Origin of the sequence: Actinoallomurus soli, assembly GCF_024055715.1 — a bacterium.
In the GTDB taxonomy this organism is placed as follows: Bacteria; Actinomycetota; Actinomycetes; order Streptosporangiales; family Streptosporangiaceae; genus Actinoallomurus; species Actinoallomurus soli.
The window spans coordinates 153680-170833 of sequence record NZ_JAMXMV010000012.1; the positions used below are offsets into that span (position 1 = coordinate 153680).

A 17154-nucleotide genomic window follows, 5' to 3' on the forward strand; every position below is an offset into this window, starting at 1 on the left:
GCCGGACGGGCGTACGCCGGGCGGCGCCGGCTCATCGGGAGACCTCCTGCTGCGGGTAGCGCCCCGGCGTCTGCACGAGACCGCCCGCGACGACCCCGCCGAGCGCGATGTACGCCTTGCGGGTCGGGGCCCGCAGCGAACGCAGCTCATTGCGGGGTGCACGGTCGAGGCTGAGGTGGTCGTCCCAGGGGATGCGCACGAGCGCGCGGCAGCGTCCCCTGGCGACCGACTCGGCCTGCTCGACGTCGTCCATGCTGCGGCGGCTCACCCCGTTGATCACGGTGACGGCCCGGGAGCGCAGATCCTCGTAGCCGTGGCCGTCCAGCCACTCGAAGGTCATCGCCACCGCCCGCGGCGCGTCCGAACTCGCCGGCGCGACCAGCACGATCTGATCGGCGTACGGCAGGACCCGGGCGACCACGGCGGCCGCGGCGTCCAGCAGCGTGATCGAGTAGAACCGGTCGAGGGTCCGCATCGCGAGCGCGTAGTCCCGGTCGTCGAGCGCCTGGACGGGGTTCTTACCGGCTGCCACGACCTCCAGCCCGGACTTGGAGATGGAGGTGTACCGGCGCATCATCTGGTAGCCGGAGACCTGCTCGGCATGGGCGATCAGCGAGGTGAGCGTCTCCCGCGTCTCGGTCCGGGTGCGCCGGGCCATGGCGCCGGGGCCGGGGTTCACGTCGACCGCGACGATCCGGTCACCGCGGTGCTGGGCGAAGGTGTGCCCGAGCATGAGCGCGGTCACCGTCTGCCCGGCACCGCCGGTGCAGCCGAGCACGACGACGCGCCGGGCGCCCGCGAAGGCGGTCCGTACGCGCTGTTCGTAGTCGCCGTCGCCGTTGCCGCCGCCGCCGCCGCCCGTGAAGATGCGCCTGCGGCCGCGACCGTCGTCGCCGCGTCCCTCGTCCTCGTGGGTCACCTGGGGCATCGGTCCGGGCCGTACGGGTGAGGCCGGACCGGAGCGAACGGCGCGCGCCGGAGACTCCGGCGGCGCGGCGGCGGCCTCCGGCCGGCCCTGCCAGGACTGCTCCGCCCCCGGCCTGGGCACTGCCGGTGGCCGGGACACCGCCGGTGGCCGGGCCTGCCGGGCGGCCGGCACATGCGCGGGCCTCGTCGGCTGCGTCCGGGGCGGCTGAGCCGGCGACTCGTCGGGGGTCTGGGGCGAGCCGGTCCGCGGTGGTGTGGTGGGTGACGACGGATGCCCGGCCGCCGGGGCGCGCGGGGGCAGGGACGGCGTCGCCGGTCGCCCGGGGACGGGGGGCATCGCCGGACGGCCGGAGGCGGGCGGCGTGGCCGGGCGACCGGGCGCCGGCGGGGTCCAGCTCGGAGCCGGGGGTGCCGAATCACGGGCGGCGGCCGGCCGCGTCTCGTGCGAAGGCGCGGACTCCTCATCGTGGGAGCGGCCTCGGACGGGCGCGGCGGGCCGGTCCGGGCGGCCGGAGGACGCCTCGCGCGGTGCGGCGGAACCGGCGTCCGGTCGCGGAGCCGGGGCACGCCGCGACGGGGACGGCCACACGATCTGGTCGGTGCGGGCGTTGGCGATCGACTCTTCGTCGTCACCCGGCTCTGCCGCGTCCCGGTCGGCCGCCGGAGCGCGGTCCGCCGGGGGACGGCCGGCCGCCACACCCGAAGCCGCCGCCTCGGGTGCCGTCGTTTCGGAAGCCGTCGTTTCGGAAGCCGTCGTCTCGGCGGTCACCGCATCCGGAGCCTCGGTCTCGCGTTCGGGCGCGGCCTCGGCCGGCGGCCGTCCGGCGGCGGCAGCCGAACCCTCGTTCTCGGTCTGCGGCTCGGCGGAGCGCGCGGCCGGGGAGCCCCCGGCCGGTTTGGCGTGCCGCCCGTGCGGCAGCGGGATCACCGTCGCGGGGAACGGGCCTTCATCGGCCCGCCGCGGACCTGCCGGCCGATCCGGCCGGCCGTTCTCCCCCGGATCGGCGGAACCGCCGGTGGCCGCCGGCCGAGCAGCGGGCGGCTGAGCCGACGCGGGCCGACCAGCCGGTGGCTCAGCCGACGCAGGGCGAGCCGGCGCGGGATGCGTCGAGGGGGGTCGAGCAGCCGGTGGCTCGGCGGCCGGTCGCTCGGCGGGGGTGGTGCGGTCCGGCCACTCGGTGCCTTCTCGTCCGGAAGCGGGGGCGGACCAGGCGTCGGGATGCGTGACGGGCTGAGCGGGAGCCGCGTGCCTGCCGAGGGGGCCTGGAGGGCCTGACACCGCCGGCGTCGCGGGCGCGTCCGGGCGGGCGGCCATCTCCGAGCCCACGGGCGTCTCCGGACGACCCGGCATTTCCGGGCGGCCCGGCGTCTCCGGACGGCTCGGAGCCTCCGGACCACCCGGCGTCTCCGAACGGCCCGGCGTGTCCGGTCGGCGGGGCTTGGTCGCGGGCACCTCCGATGGCCGTCCCAGCGTTGGCGGGACCGGCCGGGAGGTCGCGGCGGGGGCCTCCGGTTCGTGCGAGATGTTGCGCTGCCGCGCCGGCCGGCGCGACGCGTCACCCTCGCGGCCCTGCGCGGGGAGTGCGGTGTCGGGCCGGTTCTGGGCGGGCCGTCCGCGCTCGGCGACGCGCCGATCCGCGGTCTCGCCGTCGGGCGTCTCCGGGCCGGTGTCCCGTGCGGCGGGCATCGCGGGTACGGCAGGGACCGCCGGGATGCCCGGCCTGGCGGGCAGACCGGGCCGGGCCGGGGTGGCGGGCACGGCGGGCGTGCTCGGTTTCGCCGGCGGCTCGGAGGCCGCGGGGAGGCCGGGGACGGACTGGGGGGCCGTCGGCTGGGGACGGGCCGGCCGTGGCGCGTCAGGCCGTGAGGAGGTCTCGGGGCGCACCTGCTGCGGCCGGGTCGGCTCCACGCGGGGCGCCGTGAGACGTCGTGCGCCGGACTCGGGTGACGGCACGACGCCGGTGCCGTCGTGGGGTGTCGGCTGCAGGCTCGGCGCCGGCGGACGCTGCGCGGTCGCGGGTCGGCGGGCCGCGCCGGAGGGCGCCTGGTCGGCGCCGGTTCCGGCGTACTCGAGGAACGGCGGCGCGGCCGCGGCCGGGGCCGCGGCGCGCTCGGGAGCGGGGGCGAGCTCGGCGGGTTCCTCCACGGTCCGCGCGACGTGCATCCGGTCGCCCGCCAGGTGGCCTCGCCGCCACACGCGCCCGACGATCGCGACCTCGCCGGGCTCCCGGATCGGCGTGAGGCGTGCCCAGGTGCGTGCCTCGGTGAGGTAGCGGACCTGGGAGATCAGCAGCTCGGTGAGGCGTTTGCCCTCGATGACGGGCCGGGTGGCCAACCAGGTGAGCACGCCCGGCGGGACCAGGTAGACGACGTGCCAGGGCGCGTGGAACGGCAGGCCCGCCACCTGGAGCAGGATGATCCACGGCAGGAAGACACCGACGAACACCCCGATCTGCACCAACGGCAGCGGCATCGGAAGCCGTAGATCGTAGAGCTTGTACAGCCGCTTCTCGATGCGCCAGATATTGGTGTACGTAGGCAGATCCACCCGGGCCCCACTCCCCTAATTGAGACCAGCCATGACTAGACCAGGATGACCCCGGCCATGCTCAGGTCGTTTTGATGCCAAGGGCCGTCGCGATCGCCTTGGCCGTCGTCTCGATGATGTTGGGGACGTAGAAGATGACTCCAATGCCGATCGCCAGCAGGATGAATTGCACGAAGCGCGTGATCTCCCGCGTGAACAGGAAGAAGATCGCGACGATGGAGACGACGACCAGGAACAACGGCCCGAAGATGTCGCGCAGCCATTTGGCGAGATTGTCGGTGTCCAGGCCGTTGGCAGGCGCCGCCTCCACATGATGCGGCAGCATCGCCAGCATGTGTTGCATCATCGGGCTGGCCTTCCTTGGTCGGGGAGTGAATCGTAGCGTTCGGGACGGCCCGGCCGGGACCTCACGAACCGGCCGGAAGTGTGGAACCTTGAATGTCCCTGACGAACCAATATGCGCCCTTCTTCACCATTGCGAGCTGGTAGGTCTGCTCGAGCGTGCCACCCGACGTCTTCGGCTGCCCGGCGGGGATCTGCCAGACGACCGTCGCGAAGACGGTCCGGGAGGCGGCGTCGCCACGCGGGGCGGTGATGTCCTTCAGCTGGCCGAACGCGACGCTGTTGCCCAGCCCGGTGACGGGCGGGTCGGAGTACCGCTGGAGGGAACCGGCGTCACTGACCGCGTACGCCTTGAAGAAGTCCGTCAGCGGTTGCTGGAGGTCGTTCTCCAGCGAGGAGTCGCGGTCCTGGGCGGCTGGCGGGACCGACGCGGTCGCGGGCGGCGGCAGCGTGGCGGGGCGGCCGGTGATCGCCATCGCCCCGTCCTTCGCGTAGACCGGAACGGCCAACTGGAAGAGCCGGTTGTTCGCCCGTGCGAGGAGGGTCACGACGCCGTGCTCGGCATCGTCCGCGCGCACCGACGCGACGTGAGCGGACTGCAGCACCGATTTGCCGGTGCCGTCCCAGCCCAGCTGCGGATCGATCCCACCGGAGATGAACTGGGCGAGTTGCTTCTGCCGGTCCTGGGCCGTGGCCTGGTCGTAATTCAGATAGACCTCGGCGAATGACAGCGCGTAGGCCGAGGCCGCCGTCTCCGGGAACTTCGGCGCCGTCGTCTCGCCGGTCGTGGACGTGTTGGACCGGTCCTCGGTGAACCGCTCGAAGGGCGCGCGGACGCCGTTGACCAGCACGACGATGAGGAAGGCCCAGAGAATGACCCGTCCGACATAGATGAACCAGCGGCCGCCGGAACCGCCCCAACCACGGCGGTCACCGCCACCACCGCCGGAGCCGCCACGGCGTTTGCCGCGGCGTCCCTTCTCGTCCGGGGTGTCCCAAGGGTCGCCGGACGAGAATCCGCCCGGCGGGTAACCGGACGCACCGGCGTCTACAACGCCGGACGACCTGCGAGCCATCATGCCTCCGCTCGCGCCTTCCCGGCCGGGATCGGCGCGCCGTCTATCCGTCTGGTCGAGTTCGGTTTACCACCTTAACCACGGCGGTCAATTGTTCCAGTCTCGAGCGAGGATGCACAGTCCCGCCGCGCGGTTGTGGACATCTCGGTAGCCGGTGGAGCATTACCGGACAGCGAGGTTCGTCTGCCCTGCTAGACGTTGAAGCGGAACTCCACCACGTCGCCGTCCTGCATGACGTACTCTTTGCCCTCCATCCTGGCCTTTCCGGCCGAACGGGCGGCGGCGACCGAGCCCTCGGCCACCAGGTCCTCGTACGACACGATCTCGGCCTTGATGAAGCCCTTCTGGAAGTCGGTGTGGATCACACCCGCGGCCTCCGGGGCGGTGGCGCCCTTGCGGATCGTCCAGGCCCGGGCCTCCTTGGGCCCGGCGGTGAGGAAGGTCTGCAGGCCCAGCGTGTCGAAGCCGACGCGGACCAGCTGCAGCAGACCGGGCTCCTCCTGTCCGGTGGACTGCAGGAGCTCCAGCGCCTCCTCGTCGGGCAGCTCGATCAGCTCGGATTCGATCTTGGCGTCCAGGAAGATGGCCTCGGCCGGGGCGACCAGCTCCTGCAGGCGGGCGCGGAGCGCCTCGTCGCCGAGCTCGTCCTCGTCCACGTTGAAGACGTACAGGAACGGCTTGGCGGTCAGCAGATGCAGCTCGCGCAGCGGCGCCGGGTCGATGCCCGAGGCATAGAGTGTCACACCGTCGTTGAGGATCTTCTGGGCCGCCTTGGCCGCCTCGACGACCGCGAGCTTGTCGCGGTCCTTGGTCGTCCGCGCCTCCTTCTCCAGACGCGGCAGGGCCTTCTCGAGCGTCTGGAGGTCGGCGAGGATCAGCTCGGTGTTGATCGTCTCGATGTCGCGGGGCGGGGCGACGTCGCCGTCGACGTGCGTGACGTCCGGGTCGTCGAACACCCGGATGACCTGGCAGATCGCGTCGGTCTCGCGGATGTTCGCCAGGAACTGGTTGCCGAGCCCCTGCCCCTCGGACGCGCCCTTCACGATGCCGGCGATGTCGACGAACTGCATGGTCGCGTGCACGATCTTGGCGGAGTCGTACAGCCTGGCCAGCTCGTCGAGACGAGGGTCGGGCACGGCCACGACACCGACGTTCGGCTCGATCGTCGCGAACGGGTAGTTCGCCGCGAGAGCGGTGTTCTTGGTCAGCGCGTTGAACAGCGTCGACTTGCCCACGTTGGGCAGCCCGACGATTCCGATGGACAGGCTCACGGACGCAGAGTCTACGGGCCCGCCGGGACCGCCCGTGCGGCGCAGAGGCCCCTGTGAGCGGGCCGTACGCGCCGCCTCCTCGCCGCGCCGCGGCCCGGCGGCGGCTCCTCCGCACCGACTCCCCCGACGGCCCCTGCGAGCGGACCGTACGGCTCGCGCCCCGCCCGTAGAGCCGCATGCTCGGCCCGCACGAGCCGCGTCGCCGGTCCGCGGAGTCCGCGCCGCCGGTCCGTACAGGCCACCTCCCCGGTCCGTGCCGGGGCCGGGGTGGCGGCTCGTCCGCGCGTCGGGCCGACTTTCTCGTGCTGCTTTGTCACGATGCGGACATGGACGTTCTCCTCGGGCTCGTGATCGGTCTGGTCGTGGGCGCCGCGCTCGGCATCGCCTGGGCCCAGAGCCGTACCGCCGTGGTGACCGCGCGGGCGAAGGCGGCCGAGGAGAAGCTCGCCTACGTCGAGCAGGGGATGGCGGAGCGGTTCCAGTCCCTGTCGGCGCAGGCGCTCGACGCGAGCAACCAGCGCTTCCTCGAGCTGGCCGGCAGCCGCCTGGCCACCGCCAACGCCGAGGCCGCCGGGGAACTGGACAAGCGCATCGCCCCGCTCCGGGACACGCTCAGCAAGGTCGAGGAACAGCTGCGCGAGGTCGAGACCGGGCGGCGGGAGTCCCACGCCATGCTGGCCAAGCAGGTGGAGTTCGTACGGCAGAGCTCCGACCAGCTCCGCCAGGAGACGCAGACGCTCGTACGGGCGCTGCAGCGGCCCGAGGCACGCGGGCGGTGGGGGGAGCTCCAGCTGCGCCGCGTCGTGGAGATCTCCGGCATGACCCGGCACTGCGACTTCGACGAGCAGGCCACCGCGGGCAACGGGCTCCGTCCGGACCTGGTCGTACGGCTGGCGGGCGGCAAGAACATCGTCGTGGACTCCAAGGTCTCCCTGGCCGCGTATCTCGACGCCGCCGGAGCGGACGGGCCGGGGGTGTGGGAGGCCCGGCTGGACGCGCACGCCCGGCATCTGCGCGAGCACGTGGACCGCTTGGCGGCCAAGTCGTACTGGCAGTCCTTCAGCCCGGCCCCGGAGTTCGTGGTGCTGTTCGTCCCGGGCGAGGCGTTCCTGGCGCCCGCCCTGGACCGGGATCCCGGTCTGCTGGAGTACGCGATGCGCCGCCGCGTGCACATCGCCACGCCCACGACGCTCATCAGCATGCTGCGCACGGCGCACTACGCCTGGCAGCAGCAGGCGCTGTCGGAGAACGCCCGGGCGGTGTTCGAGCTGGGCCGGGACCTGTACGACCGGCTCGGGACGCTCGGCCGCCACGTCGACCAGCTCGGCAAGTCCCTGACCAACGCCGTCGTGGCCTACAACCGCACGATCGGGTCGCTGGAGAGCCGGGTCCTGGTGACCGCCCGCCGACTCAACGAGCTGGGCGTGACCGACGCCGAACTCGACCCCCCGACGCCGGTCGAGGAGCCGGCCCGTTCCCCGTCCGCCGCCGAACTCGCCGACGACGCCGAGCAGGACCGCCAGATCCGCCTGCTGCCCTGAGGTCGCGTCGCTCTCGCCGTGTCGCGTCGTGTCGCGAGACGCGGCGTGCCGAACGGGCTACCGTGGAGCAAGGCACTGTCGACTCTGGGGCGGGCTGGTGGCAACGGACACGCGCGGGGACCCCGAGACGGTCCCCGCTCCGCGAGGTCGGGAGAAGCGGCGTCCGCCCGCGTCTCCGGCGGGGCGCTCACGGGCCCGTTCGGCCGTGACGCTGACGGGCCGGGGCGGCGCGGTCGTGGTGTTCGCGTGCACGCTCCTCGGCGCGGTCGCCGGCGGGCTGTTCGGGATCCGGTCGGCGCAGGGCGTGCTGTTCGTCGCGGGGTGCCTGCTGGCGGTGTCGGCGACCCGGCGCACGGACCTGCTCACGCTCGTCGTGACCCCGCCGTTGCTGTTCTTCCTGGTGAGCCTGCTGTCGGCGGTCACCGGCTCGCTCGGGGAGAAGTCCTTCCTGGTGAGCGTCGCCGTGACCGTGGCGGCGAAGCTCACGTCGAGCGTGCCGTGGTTGTTCCTGGGCGCGGTGCTCGTCGTGCTGATCGCCGTGCCCCGGGGCCTGCCCGCCAACCTGCGGGAGCTGCGCACCCGGGTGGCGGCCGACAATCCGTTCCGCGGGCGCACCTCGCTGCGCGACCGCGGACGCGGCCGGAAGACCGAGGACGAGGACCCGGTCCGGTGGGACGAGAGCCCCGGACGGCCCCCGGCCGCCAAGGCCCCGTCGGCCGAGTCCGCGGACCCGGCCGAGGACCGAGACCCGGACTAGGCCGACCGCAGGTCGCGGCGGAGTTCGTGCGGGAGCGCGAAGACCATCCGCTCGCGCACCGACTCGACCTCCTCGACGGCGTCGAAGCCGTACTCGGCGAGGCGGGCGAGCACGCCCTGGATCAGCTCCTCCGGCACGGACGCGCCACTGGTGAGGCCCACCGTGTCGACGCCTTCGAGCCAGGCGGGATCGATCTGCTCGGCGTAGTCGACGAGGTACGCGGCCCGGGCGCCGTGGTCCTTGGCCACCTCCACGAGACGCTTGGAGTTGGAGGAGTTCTGCGACCCGACCACGATCACCAGCTGCGACTCCGCGGCGATCTCCTTCACCGCCACCTGGCGGTTCTGGGTGGCGTAGCAGATGTCGTCCGAGGGCGGGTCGACGAGCTTGGGGAACCGCGTGCGGAGAGCCTCGACGGTGGCGTTGGTCTCGTCGACCGACAGAGTCGTCTGGGAGAGCCAGACGACCTTCTCCGGGTCGCGCACCTCGATGTTCGCGACGTCGTCGGGGCCGTCGACGAGCTGGATGTGCTCCGGCGCCTCGCCGCTCGTCCCGATGACCTCCTCGTGGCCGTCATGGCCGATCAGGAGGATGTCGTAGTCGTCGGCCGCGAAGCGCCTGGCCTCCTTGTGCACCTTGGTGACCAGCGGGCAGGTCGCGTCGATCGTACGGAGGCTCCGTCCGGCGGCCTCGTCGTGCACGACCGGGGCCACCCCGTGCGCGGAGAACACGACGATCGCGCCCTGTGGCACCTCCTCGGTCTCCTCGACGAAGACGGCGCCTCGTTCTTCGAGGGTCTTCACCACGTGAACGTTGTGCACGATCTGCTTGCGGACGTAGATGGGCGCGCCGTAGCGCTCGAGCGCGAGCTCGACCGTCTGCACGGCGCGATCCACACCCGCGCAGTAGCCGCGCGGCTTGGCCAGAAGAACCCGACGAGTCATGTGTCCATGGTAGGTGTGATCGGGGTGCGCCTGTTTCGGGCGGAGAAAAACCCGGCCACGGCGCGTGAAGGGTGCCGTGACGTAGGGCAGAGTGGTGGATGACAGATCGTCATACCGACCAGTCCGCATCCGCGAGGCTGGAGGGAGCTGAACAAACGATGACACCTTCGCCGCGCCGCCTTAAGGACCAAGTCCGGGAGACCGTCAGCGAGCTTCCCATCCATGCCGCACGGCTCGCCGTGATGGGCGTCGGCCAGGCTCTCCTGCTCACCGACCGGGTCCGCAGGGATTACAAGGAGGCACGGGAGTCGGGTCTGGCGCCGGTGCTCGGCCGGCTGATCGACGACGCGGAGGACCTGACCGGCCGGGTCGTGGGCAAGGTCACCGGCCTGGTCACGTCCGACGGGCGTACGGGCGCCGAGGAGGGCGCCTCGACGGCCACGGAGGGTCCGGAGATCGCCGTCGGCAAGCCGGCGGCCGCGGCGGACCGTACCCGCCCCGCGACGGCGCGCCCGAAGCCGCCGACGCGCTCCACGACCACCCCGCCCACGGGGCGGACCACCGCCCCGTCCCGCGCGAAGGGCGCGACCTCCGCCACATCCTCGGACACGGCCACCCGCCGGGCCGGGGCGGCCGAGACGAAGGCGGCGAAGCCGGCCGGGCCGAGCCGGAGGGCCGGCGCCGCCGGGGGCGCCGCGGCGGCCGGGCCGACCGCGACGGAGTCCACGCCACCGGCGACCAGGAAGCCGCCGGCCAGGCGCGGGGCCGCCTCCGCGAAGGCTCCCGCGTCTTCGCCGGCTCCGGCCGCGGAGAAGAAGACCCCCGCCACCGGCGCGCCGGAGGCGGAAGCCGCGACGACGGCCGGCCGGGACCTGCCCATCGCCGACTACGACCACGCGACCATCGCCTCCGTACGGGCCCGGCTGCGCACCCTGAACGCCCGCCAGGTCAACGAGCTGCGCGACTACGAGCGGGCGCACGCGGCGCGCGCCGAGTTCCTGCGCATGTACGAGAACCGCATCGCCAAGCTGCGCGGCCAGGCCTGACCCGGCCTCTGGGCGATCACCGTACGGACCCCCGCGCGCAGGCGCGGGGGTCCGTACGGTTCTTCGAGCGGTCAGTGCCGCGCGGGCGTGGGGGCGTCCTGGAAGGTGTGGTCGACGTCCACCCGGTCCAGTGACTCGAGGTGCCGCCGCCGCGTGTAGAGCACCGCCATGCCGGCGAGGCAGCAGAGGGCGCCGGTGTAGTACGGCAGGCTCGGGTCGACCTGCTCACCGAGCTTGCTGGCGATGTAGGGCGCGACGGCGCCGCCGAGCCAGCGGACGAAGTTGTACCCGGCGGAGGCGACCGGGCGCGGCGCGTCGGAGACCTCCATGGCGGCCTCGGTGAAGACCGTGTTGTTGATGCCGATCGGAACGCCGGTGAGGATGACGAAGACGATGATCCCGGTGTGCCCGGACAGCGCTATCGCGACCTGCAGGACGAGCAGCACCGTGAGCGCGAGGTACAGGACCCGGACCGATCCCATCCTGCGCTGCAGCACGGGGGCGACGAAGACCGAGCACAGGGCCAGGAGCACGCCCCAGGCGAAGAAGACCAGGCCGATGCCGTGCGCGTCCATGTGCAGGACGAACGGGGTGAAGGCGAGGATCGTGAAGAACGCGTAGTTGTAGAACAGCGCGGTGAACGCCGTCGTCGACAGGCCGCCGTGGCCGAGCGCCCGGATCGGGTCGGACAGGCGGGTCCTCCTCGCGGGCCCGGCGGTCTTCCGGAGCAGAGTGGCGATCAGGACGAAGCCGATCGCCATCAGCGCCGCGGTGCCGAAGAACGGGTACCTCCAGTGCCAGCCGCCGAGCACCGCTCCGAGCAGGGGGCCGGTGGAGATGCCGAGGCCGAGCGCCGCCTCGTACAGGATGATCGCCGACTCGGCGCCGCCGCTGGCCGCGCCGACGATGACGGCGAGGGCCGTGGCGACGAACATGGCGTTGCCGAGGCCCCAGCCGGCCCGGAAGCCGACGAGCTCGCCCACCGAGCCGGACGTCCCGGACAGCGCCGCGAAGACGACGACCAGGGCCAGGCCGATGAGCAGGGTCTTCTTGCCACCGATGCGGCTGGAGACGAACCCGGTGACGAGCATGGCCACCGCGGTGATCAGGAAGTAGCTGGTGAACAGCAGGGAGACCTGGCTCGGCGTCGCGTCCAGGCCCTTCGCGATCGCCGGGAGGATGGGATCGACCAGGCCGATGCCCATGAACGCCACGACGGCGGCGAAGGCGGTCGCCCACACGGACAGCGGCTGGCGGAGGAGCCCTCCTGTCTTACGGGAGTCGGGGGATGTAGCGCCCATCGAGGTGAGATTCCTCCTCAGGAGTCGGCGAAGAGCTTGGCCAGCGCGGGCAGCGCGGCCTCGATGGCCTCCCGCTCGTCCTCGCTCAGCGCCATCAGTCGTTCGGCGAGGTGGTCGATGCGCCGTTCCCGTGCCCGGAGCAGCCGCTCCGCGCCGGCGGGCGTCAGCTCGACGGTGACCACCCGCGCGTCGTCGGCGTTCCGGCCGCGGACGACCAGGCCGTCCCGCAGGAGGCGCCCGATCTGCCGCGTCATCGTCGGCAGCCGGACGCCGTGCTCGGCCGCGAGGTCGGACATGCGGCGCGGTCCGGCCTCCAGTGAGCCCAGGACGGCCATCTGCTGGGTTGTGATCGGCTGCCCGAGGCTCGCTCGCCGCAGCATGAGCACGAGGTCACGAAGCCCACGGTTGATGTGCTCGGCGAGTGCCCGCGGGTCGGTCATCGCTCCTCCTCATTACTTAGCCAGTCTAAGTTAGCCTGGCTAAGCATTAGAACACTCCTCCCCGTCCCCGGCATTCCCCCAGGAGGAGGACGCCGCGCCGTCAGGCCCGCCGGGCGGCCGATGGCCGGCCGGGCGGCGTACGAGGCGGGGGCGTACGGAGGTCGGGCGAAGGATGAAGGCGGGCGGCCCGCGGAGGCCGCGATCCGTCACTCGGCGGCCGCGGCGAACCCCGGCAGGAGGGCCGGCAGCTCGTGGAGTCCGCGCTCCGTCACCTGGAGGTCGCGGGTGCCGGGCCGCGGCTCGACCAGCCCGCGCTCCACGAAGGTGTCGAGGATCTCCCTGCCCAGCGCGCCGCCGAGATGCGGGAGCCGCTGGATCCGGTCCAGGCAGGCCGTCGCCAGCTTGCGGCGCCCGGGGCGTACGGCGTCCGGATCGACGCCGAACTCGGCGAACACGGACCGCTCCGGCCCCAGGGCGAGTTCGGCGGTGCGCCCGTCGGGCGGCACGAGGGCTCCCCGCTCGACCAGCGTGGCGAACACCGCGACCCCGAGTCGACCCGCCGCGTGGTCATAGCAGGTACGGGCGAGGCCGTGCACCTCGGCGCGGGGATGCGGGCGGGTGTCGGCGGCTCCGCCGCCCGCGAAGCGGGACAGCGCGGCGAGGACCTCGCCGATCCCCGCCTCGGCCACGCGGTACGTCGCGTGCCGGCCGGAGTGCTCCACGGTGACGAGCCCGGCGGTGCGCAGCCGCGCCAGGTGGTTGCCGAGCCGGGGCGCCGACACGCCGAGCGCGTCGGCGAGCTGACTCATGGTGTGCGAGCCCTCGGCCGCGAGGACCTGCAGCACGGTGAGGCGGATGGGGTCGGCCAGCTCCCGCGCGAGCGAGGTCACCGAGGCGAGGACGGGATCCTCGGGGTCCAGCCATCCGGCCATGGCGGCACCTTCCTCTCGACCACATCCAACTTACACCGAGTCGTGAATCGTGCTTGCCCGCCCGATCTCCGGGCACTACGGTCACGATTAACGATCTCGTGAAAGGTGGTTACCTCGTGGTCGCCGTCGCATCGCCCGAAGTCACCGCGCCGGTCGCCGTCGGCCTGCGCCGCCTGCTGTGGGGGCGGGGGATCTCCGCGCTGGGAGACGGCCTGTGGTTCACGATCTGGGCGCTGTACTTCACCCGGGTGCTCCACCTCGCGCCGGCGATCGTGGGCATCGGCATGGCCGTCGCCGGCGGGGCGGGCCTGGCGGCGGCCGTCCCCCTCGGCGCCCTGGCCGACCGGTTCAGTCCTCGCGTCATCCTCATCGCCGTCACCGCCGTGCGCGGCGCCGCCATGGCCGCGTACCTGCTGGTCCACGCGGCCTGGGGCTTCGTCCTGGTCACCGTGGTGTTCGTCGCGCTCTCCAACGGCGGCACCGCCGTACGGACGGCCCTGGTCGCGGCACTGGTGCGGGACAACGACGCGCGGCTGGCGGCGCTGGGGCGGCAGCGGGTGGTCCAGCACGTCGGCTACGCCGCCGGCGCCGGCCTCGGGGCCGTCGTCCAGTCGGTGGACCGCCCCGGCGCGTACGTCCTGGCCATCGCCGCCAACGCGGCCACCTTCGCGGTACTGGCCGCCATGACGGCCGCCGTTCCGGAGCCCGCCGTGCCGCTGCGCTCCGAGCGCGCGCCGCGATCCGGTTCGAACGCCCGGACCGCCCTCGCCGACCGCCCGTACGTCACCGTCATGGCCGTATCGGCGGTCCTCTCACTGTGCTGGGCGATGCTGTCGACCGGACTGCCATTGTGGATCTCGCACTCGACGCGGCTGCCGCTGTCGCTGAGCGGCGCGGTGGTGGTGATCAGCTCGGTGGGGATCGCGCTCCTCCAGCTACCCGCCAACCGCCTGGCGCGGACGACCGCGAGCGCCGCCCGCACCGGCTCATGGGCGGGCGTCGCGCTCGCGGTCGCCTGCGTGCTCCTGGCCGCCACCTCGGGCGGCGGAGGTCTCCTGGCCGCCGCCGCCGTGATCGCCGCGGCCCTGTTCCACCTCGCCGGCGAACTGGGGTACGTCGCCGCCGGCTGGGGACTGTCGGTGTCCCTGATGCGGGAGGAGGCCAAGGGCGCCTACCAGGGGATGAGCGAGGCGGCCACCGCGACCGTCCAGATCGCCGCACCAGCGATCTTCACCACGGCGCTGGGCGCGTTCGGCGCCGGCGGCTGGCTGCTCGTGGCCGCCGTCTTCCTGGCCGTGGCCGTCCCGCTGCCCCCGCTCGCCCGCCACGCCCTCCGCACCCGCTGAGGGCTTCGGCGGCCCGGCCCGCCCGTCGGCTGGTTAGGCTTCCGGCATGGCGTTGGAGACCTCACCGGAGTCACCCACCCCGGTCCGCACCGTTCTGCAGCTCGTGGGCGGCTGGATCGCCAAGCTCGGCAGGATCTGGGTCGAAGGCCAGATCACCGAGCTGAACCGCCGGGGCGGCACGGCGTACTTCACGCTGCGCGACCCGGTGGCGAACGTCTCGGTGCGGGTGACCTGCCCCCGCGCCGTGTGCGACAACGCGGGCCCGGCCGTGGTCGACGGCGCGCGGGTCGTCGTGCACGCCAAGCCGGACTTCTACATCAACCGCGGATCGTTCGCGCTGTCGGCGTTCGAGATCCGGCCCGTGGGCGTGGGCGAGCTGCTCGCCCGGCTCGAACGCCTCAAGCAGCTCCTCGCCGCCGAAGGGGTCTTCAACGCCGAGCGCAAGCGGCCGCTGCCGTTCCTGCCCGGGACGATCGGGCTGATCTGCGGACGGGACTCCGCCGCCGAACGCGACGTGCTGGAGAACTCCCGGCGCCGCTGGCCGGCCGTCCGCTTCACGGTCGAGAACACCGCCGTGCAGGGCTCGTACGCGGTGGGCGAGATCATGGACGCGCTGCACCGGCTGGACGCCGCGCCCGACGTCGATGTGATCATCATCGCCCGTGGCGGCGGGTCCCTGGAAGATCTGCTGCCCTTCTCCGACGAGGCGCTCGTCCGCGCAGTCGCCGCCGCCCGTACGCCCGTCGTCTCCGCGATCGGCCACGAGCAGGACACTCCGCTGCTCGACTACGTCGCCGACGTGCGCGCCTCCACTCCGACCGACGCGGCGAAGAAGACCGTTCCCGACGTCCGCGAGCAGCTGGCGCTCATCGGCCAGCTGCGCGACCGGGGGCGACGCTGCCTGTCCGGGCGGGTCGAACGCGAGATCCAGTGGCTGACGGGCATGCGCTCCCGGCCGGCGCTCGCCGACCCGGCACGGGAGATCGAGCGGCAGGCGGAGGGCATCGCGACCCTGCGCGACCGGTCCCGGCGCTGCCTGGCCGCGGCCCTCGACCGGGCGGGGGACGGCCTGTCCCACACCCGTGCCCGGCTCGTGGCCCTCTCCCCCGCCGCGACGCTCGAACGCGGCTACGCGATCGCGCAGCGCCCCGACGAGTCCGTCGTACGCGCGGCGGCGGACGTCCACAAGGACGACGAGTTGCTGGTGCGGTTCAAGGACGGCCGGATCACGGTGCGCGTCGACGCGGTCTGACCGCGCTCCGGCCGAACCGGATGCGCATCAGTCCCATAAACGGCGAAGATGGTCTCTTGCCACTGGATTACCTTTTCCCGGGCTGACCGCTGACGGCGGCACGGGCCCGAGATCGCGCAAAGGACTCCCCGTTGACCCAGCCTCCGCAGTACCAGCCGCCCGCTCCCGGCCCGTACGGGCAGCAGCCGTACCAGGGCCACCCGCAGCAGCCGAACGCCCAGTACGCCGCCCCGCCCCAGTACGGGACCCCCCAGCAGTACGCGGCTCCCCAGCAGTACGCCGCCCCGCAGCAGTACCAGCAGCCCTACCAGGCACCGCAGGGATACCCGCCCGCGCAGGCGCAGCCCACGGGACACCCCGGGGCGTACCCGGCCGGTCAGGGCTACCAGCAGGCGTACCAGGGGCAGCAGCCCGCCTACCCGGCGCAGGGGTACCAGGGACAGCCGGCCGCCTACCGGCAGGCGCCGCCCCAGGGTCACCCGGCGCCGGTGGGCAACCCGTCCGCGTTCGGCGGGCCGGCGTGCCGTGTCTGCGGCAACGGGCCCGCGGCTCAGGCGACGTTCCGTGGAATCACCGGGGCGGTGATCATGCACACGATCTGGACGGCGAACGGGCCGTTCTGCCGGGACTGCGGCCTGGCGACCTTCCGGAAGCAGACGACCAAGACGCTGGCCGGTGGCTGGTGCAGCGTCCAGGCGATCGTGCTGTCGCCGTTCTTCCTGCTGTTCAACCTGATCGCCCGCGGCAAGGTGGCGAACCTGCCCGCGCCGCAGCCGGCCGTCGCCGGCGCCCGGCCGCCCGCGGACCCGGGGCCTTCGGTGTTCCAGCGGCCGGCGGCCTACGTCTTCCCGGCGATCTTCGTCCTGTTCTTCATGCTCGTGATCATCGGAAGCCTGTCCGGCTGACCGGCGCTCCTACCGCTTGCGGCTGAGCATCGGTTCGGGATGCTCGGTGAAGCCGAGGGACCGGTAGAGCGGCTCGCCCTCCGCGGTGGCGTTCAGGTCGACCCGGCTCACCCCGCGCTCGGCGAACCACGCGAGCAGCCCCTCCATGATCGAACGGCTGTGACCGCGCCGCCGGAACGCCGGATCGGTGACGACCCCGTAGACGTGCCCGACCAGGCCCGTCGGGTTGTACGGACCGGGCAGCCGCAGGTCGACGACGCCCATGCCGCAAGCGGCCAGCCCGGTCTCCCCATCGAGGACCAGGATCCTCGTCATATCGTCGGCGAGCCGCTCGCGGAGCGCTTCGGCGCACGTCCGCCGCCACCCGTCCCCGGGCGGCGGCGCTCCCCATCCTCGCGCGCTCAGACCGTCGAACAGCAGCGCCCGGAGCCGTACGAGCTCGGGGATGTCGGCATCGGTGGCCGACCGTACCAATGACATGACGGTCGATCCTAAGGCGGGCGCGTCACGCCAGGGCCGTGCGGCC

The 17154-nt window shown here is 73.1% G+C and carries 15 protein-coding genes; 6 read left to right on the top strand and 9 right to left on the bottom strand.

What is annotated here, in order from left to right:
• Window positions 1-31: 31 nt before the first annotated feature.
• From NDW01_RS27235 to ychF, 4 genes are all read right to left on the bottom strand, one after another.
• Window positions 32-3475: a TcpE family conjugal transfer membrane protein gene (locus NDW01_RS27235; RefSeq protein WP_252825440.1), complete on the bottom strand. Its 3444-nt coding sequence runs from the start codon at window positions 3473-3475 to the stop codon at window positions 32-34.
• A gap of 61 nt (window positions 3476-3536) precedes the next feature.
• On the bottom strand, window positions 3537-3809 hold the full coding sequence (locus NDW01_RS27240; protein WP_406566940.1) for a hypothetical protein: 273 nt from the start codon (window positions 3807-3809) through the stop codon (window positions 3537-3539).
• Between the two features lie 73 nt (window positions 3810-3882).
• Window positions 3883-4893 (bottom strand): conjugal transfer protein, encoded by a 1011-nt coding sequence (locus NDW01_RS27245; RefSeq protein WP_252825442.1) that lies wholly within the window; start codon window positions 4891-4893, stop codon window positions 3883-3885.
• A 191-nt stretch (window positions 4894-5084) separates the two neighbouring features.
• A complete protein-coding gene (gene ychF / locus NDW01_RS27250) occupies window positions 5085-6164 on the bottom strand; it encodes a redox-regulated ATPase YchF (protein ID WP_252825455.1) in 1080 nt (359 codons plus the stop codon).
• Window positions 6165-6490: 326 nt separating this feature from the next.
• Here ychF and NDW01_RS27255 point away from each other — a divergent pair, with 326 nt between their 5' ends.
• Complete coding sequence (locus NDW01_RS27255) at window positions 6491-7705, top strand: DNA recombination protein RmuC (protein ID WP_252777600.1); 1215 nt, start codon at window positions 6491-6493, stop codon at window positions 7703-7705.
• A 205-nt stretch (window positions 7706-7910) separates the two neighbouring features.
• Window positions 7911-8462, top strand: a complete 552-nt coding sequence (locus NDW01_RS27260) for a DUF6542 domain-containing protein (protein WP_252825457.1) — start codon at window positions 7911-7913, stop codon at window positions 8460-8462.
• Here NDW01_RS27260 and NDW01_RS27265 read toward each other — a convergent pair.
• The gene (locus NDW01_RS27265; RefSeq protein WP_252825459.1) at window positions 8459-9406 is read right to left on the bottom strand and encodes a 4-hydroxy-3-methylbut-2-enyl diphosphate reductase; all 948 of its coding nucleotides are present in this window, start codon (window positions 9404-9406) and stop codon (window positions 8459-8461) included. The two genes, NDW01_RS27260 and NDW01_RS27265, sit on opposite strands and share 4 nt — an antisense overlap.
• A gap of 158 nt (window positions 9407-9564) precedes the next feature.
• On the opposite strand from NDW01_RS27265, the gene NDW01_RS27270 reads away from it, so the two are divergent.
• The gene (locus tag NDW01_RS27270; protein ID WP_252825461.1) at window positions 9565-10452 is read left to right on the top strand and encodes a hypothetical protein; all 888 of its coding nucleotides are present in this window, start codon (window positions 9565-9567) and stop codon (window positions 10450-10452) included.
• A gap of 71 nt (window positions 10453-10523) precedes the next feature.
• Here NDW01_RS27270 and NDW01_RS27275 read toward each other — a convergent pair whose 3' ends face one another.
• The 3 genes from NDW01_RS27275 to NDW01_RS27285 form a co-directional block, all read right to left on the bottom strand.
• Entirely contained in the window at window positions 10524-11753 is a 1230-nt protein-coding gene (locus tag NDW01_RS27275; protein ID WP_252825463.1) for an MFS transporter, read from the bottom strand.
• Window positions 11754-11770: 17 nt separating this feature from the next.
• Window positions 11771-12193, bottom strand: a complete 423-nt coding sequence (locus NDW01_RS27280) for a MarR family winged helix-turn-helix transcriptional regulator (protein WP_252825465.1) — start codon at window positions 12191-12193, stop codon at window positions 11771-11773.
• A 206-nt stretch (window positions 12194-12399) separates the two neighbouring features.
• On the bottom strand, window positions 12400-13125 hold the full coding sequence (locus NDW01_RS27285; protein WP_252825471.1) for an ArsR/SmtB family transcription factor: 726 nt from the start codon (window positions 13123-13125) through the stop codon (window positions 12400-12402).
• A gap of 116 nt (window positions 13126-13241) precedes the next feature.
• On the opposite strand from NDW01_RS27285, the gene NDW01_RS27290 reads away from it, so the two are divergent.
• From NDW01_RS27290 to NDW01_RS27300, 3 genes are all read left to right on the top strand, one after another.
• Window positions 13242-14471 (top strand): MFS transporter, encoded by a 1230-nt coding sequence (locus NDW01_RS27290; RefSeq protein WP_252825474.1) that lies wholly within the window; start codon window positions 13242-13244, stop codon window positions 14469-14471.
• Between the two features lie 46 nt (window positions 14472-14517).
• Window positions 14518-15723 (top strand): exodeoxyribonuclease VII large subunit, encoded by a 1206-nt coding sequence (xseA, locus tag NDW01_RS27295; protein ID WP_252825476.1) that lies wholly within the window; start codon window positions 14518-14520, stop codon window positions 15721-15723.
• 131 nt (window positions 15724-15854) lie between these two features.
• A complete protein-coding gene (locus tag NDW01_RS27300) occupies window positions 15855-16628 on the top strand; it encodes a hypothetical protein (protein WP_252825479.1) in 774 nt (257 codons plus the stop codon).
• 9 nt (window positions 16629-16637) lie between these two features.
• On the opposite strand, the gene NDW01_RS27305 is transcribed toward NDW01_RS27300, so the two are convergent.
• Window positions 16638-17108 carry a GNAT family N-acetyltransferase gene (locus NDW01_RS27305; RefSeq protein WP_252825481.1) on the bottom strand — a complete coding sequence of 157 codons (471 nt, stop codon included), beginning with the start codon at window positions 17106-17108 and terminating at the stop codon, window positions 16638-16640.
• Window positions 17109-17154 lie beyond the last annotated feature (46 nt).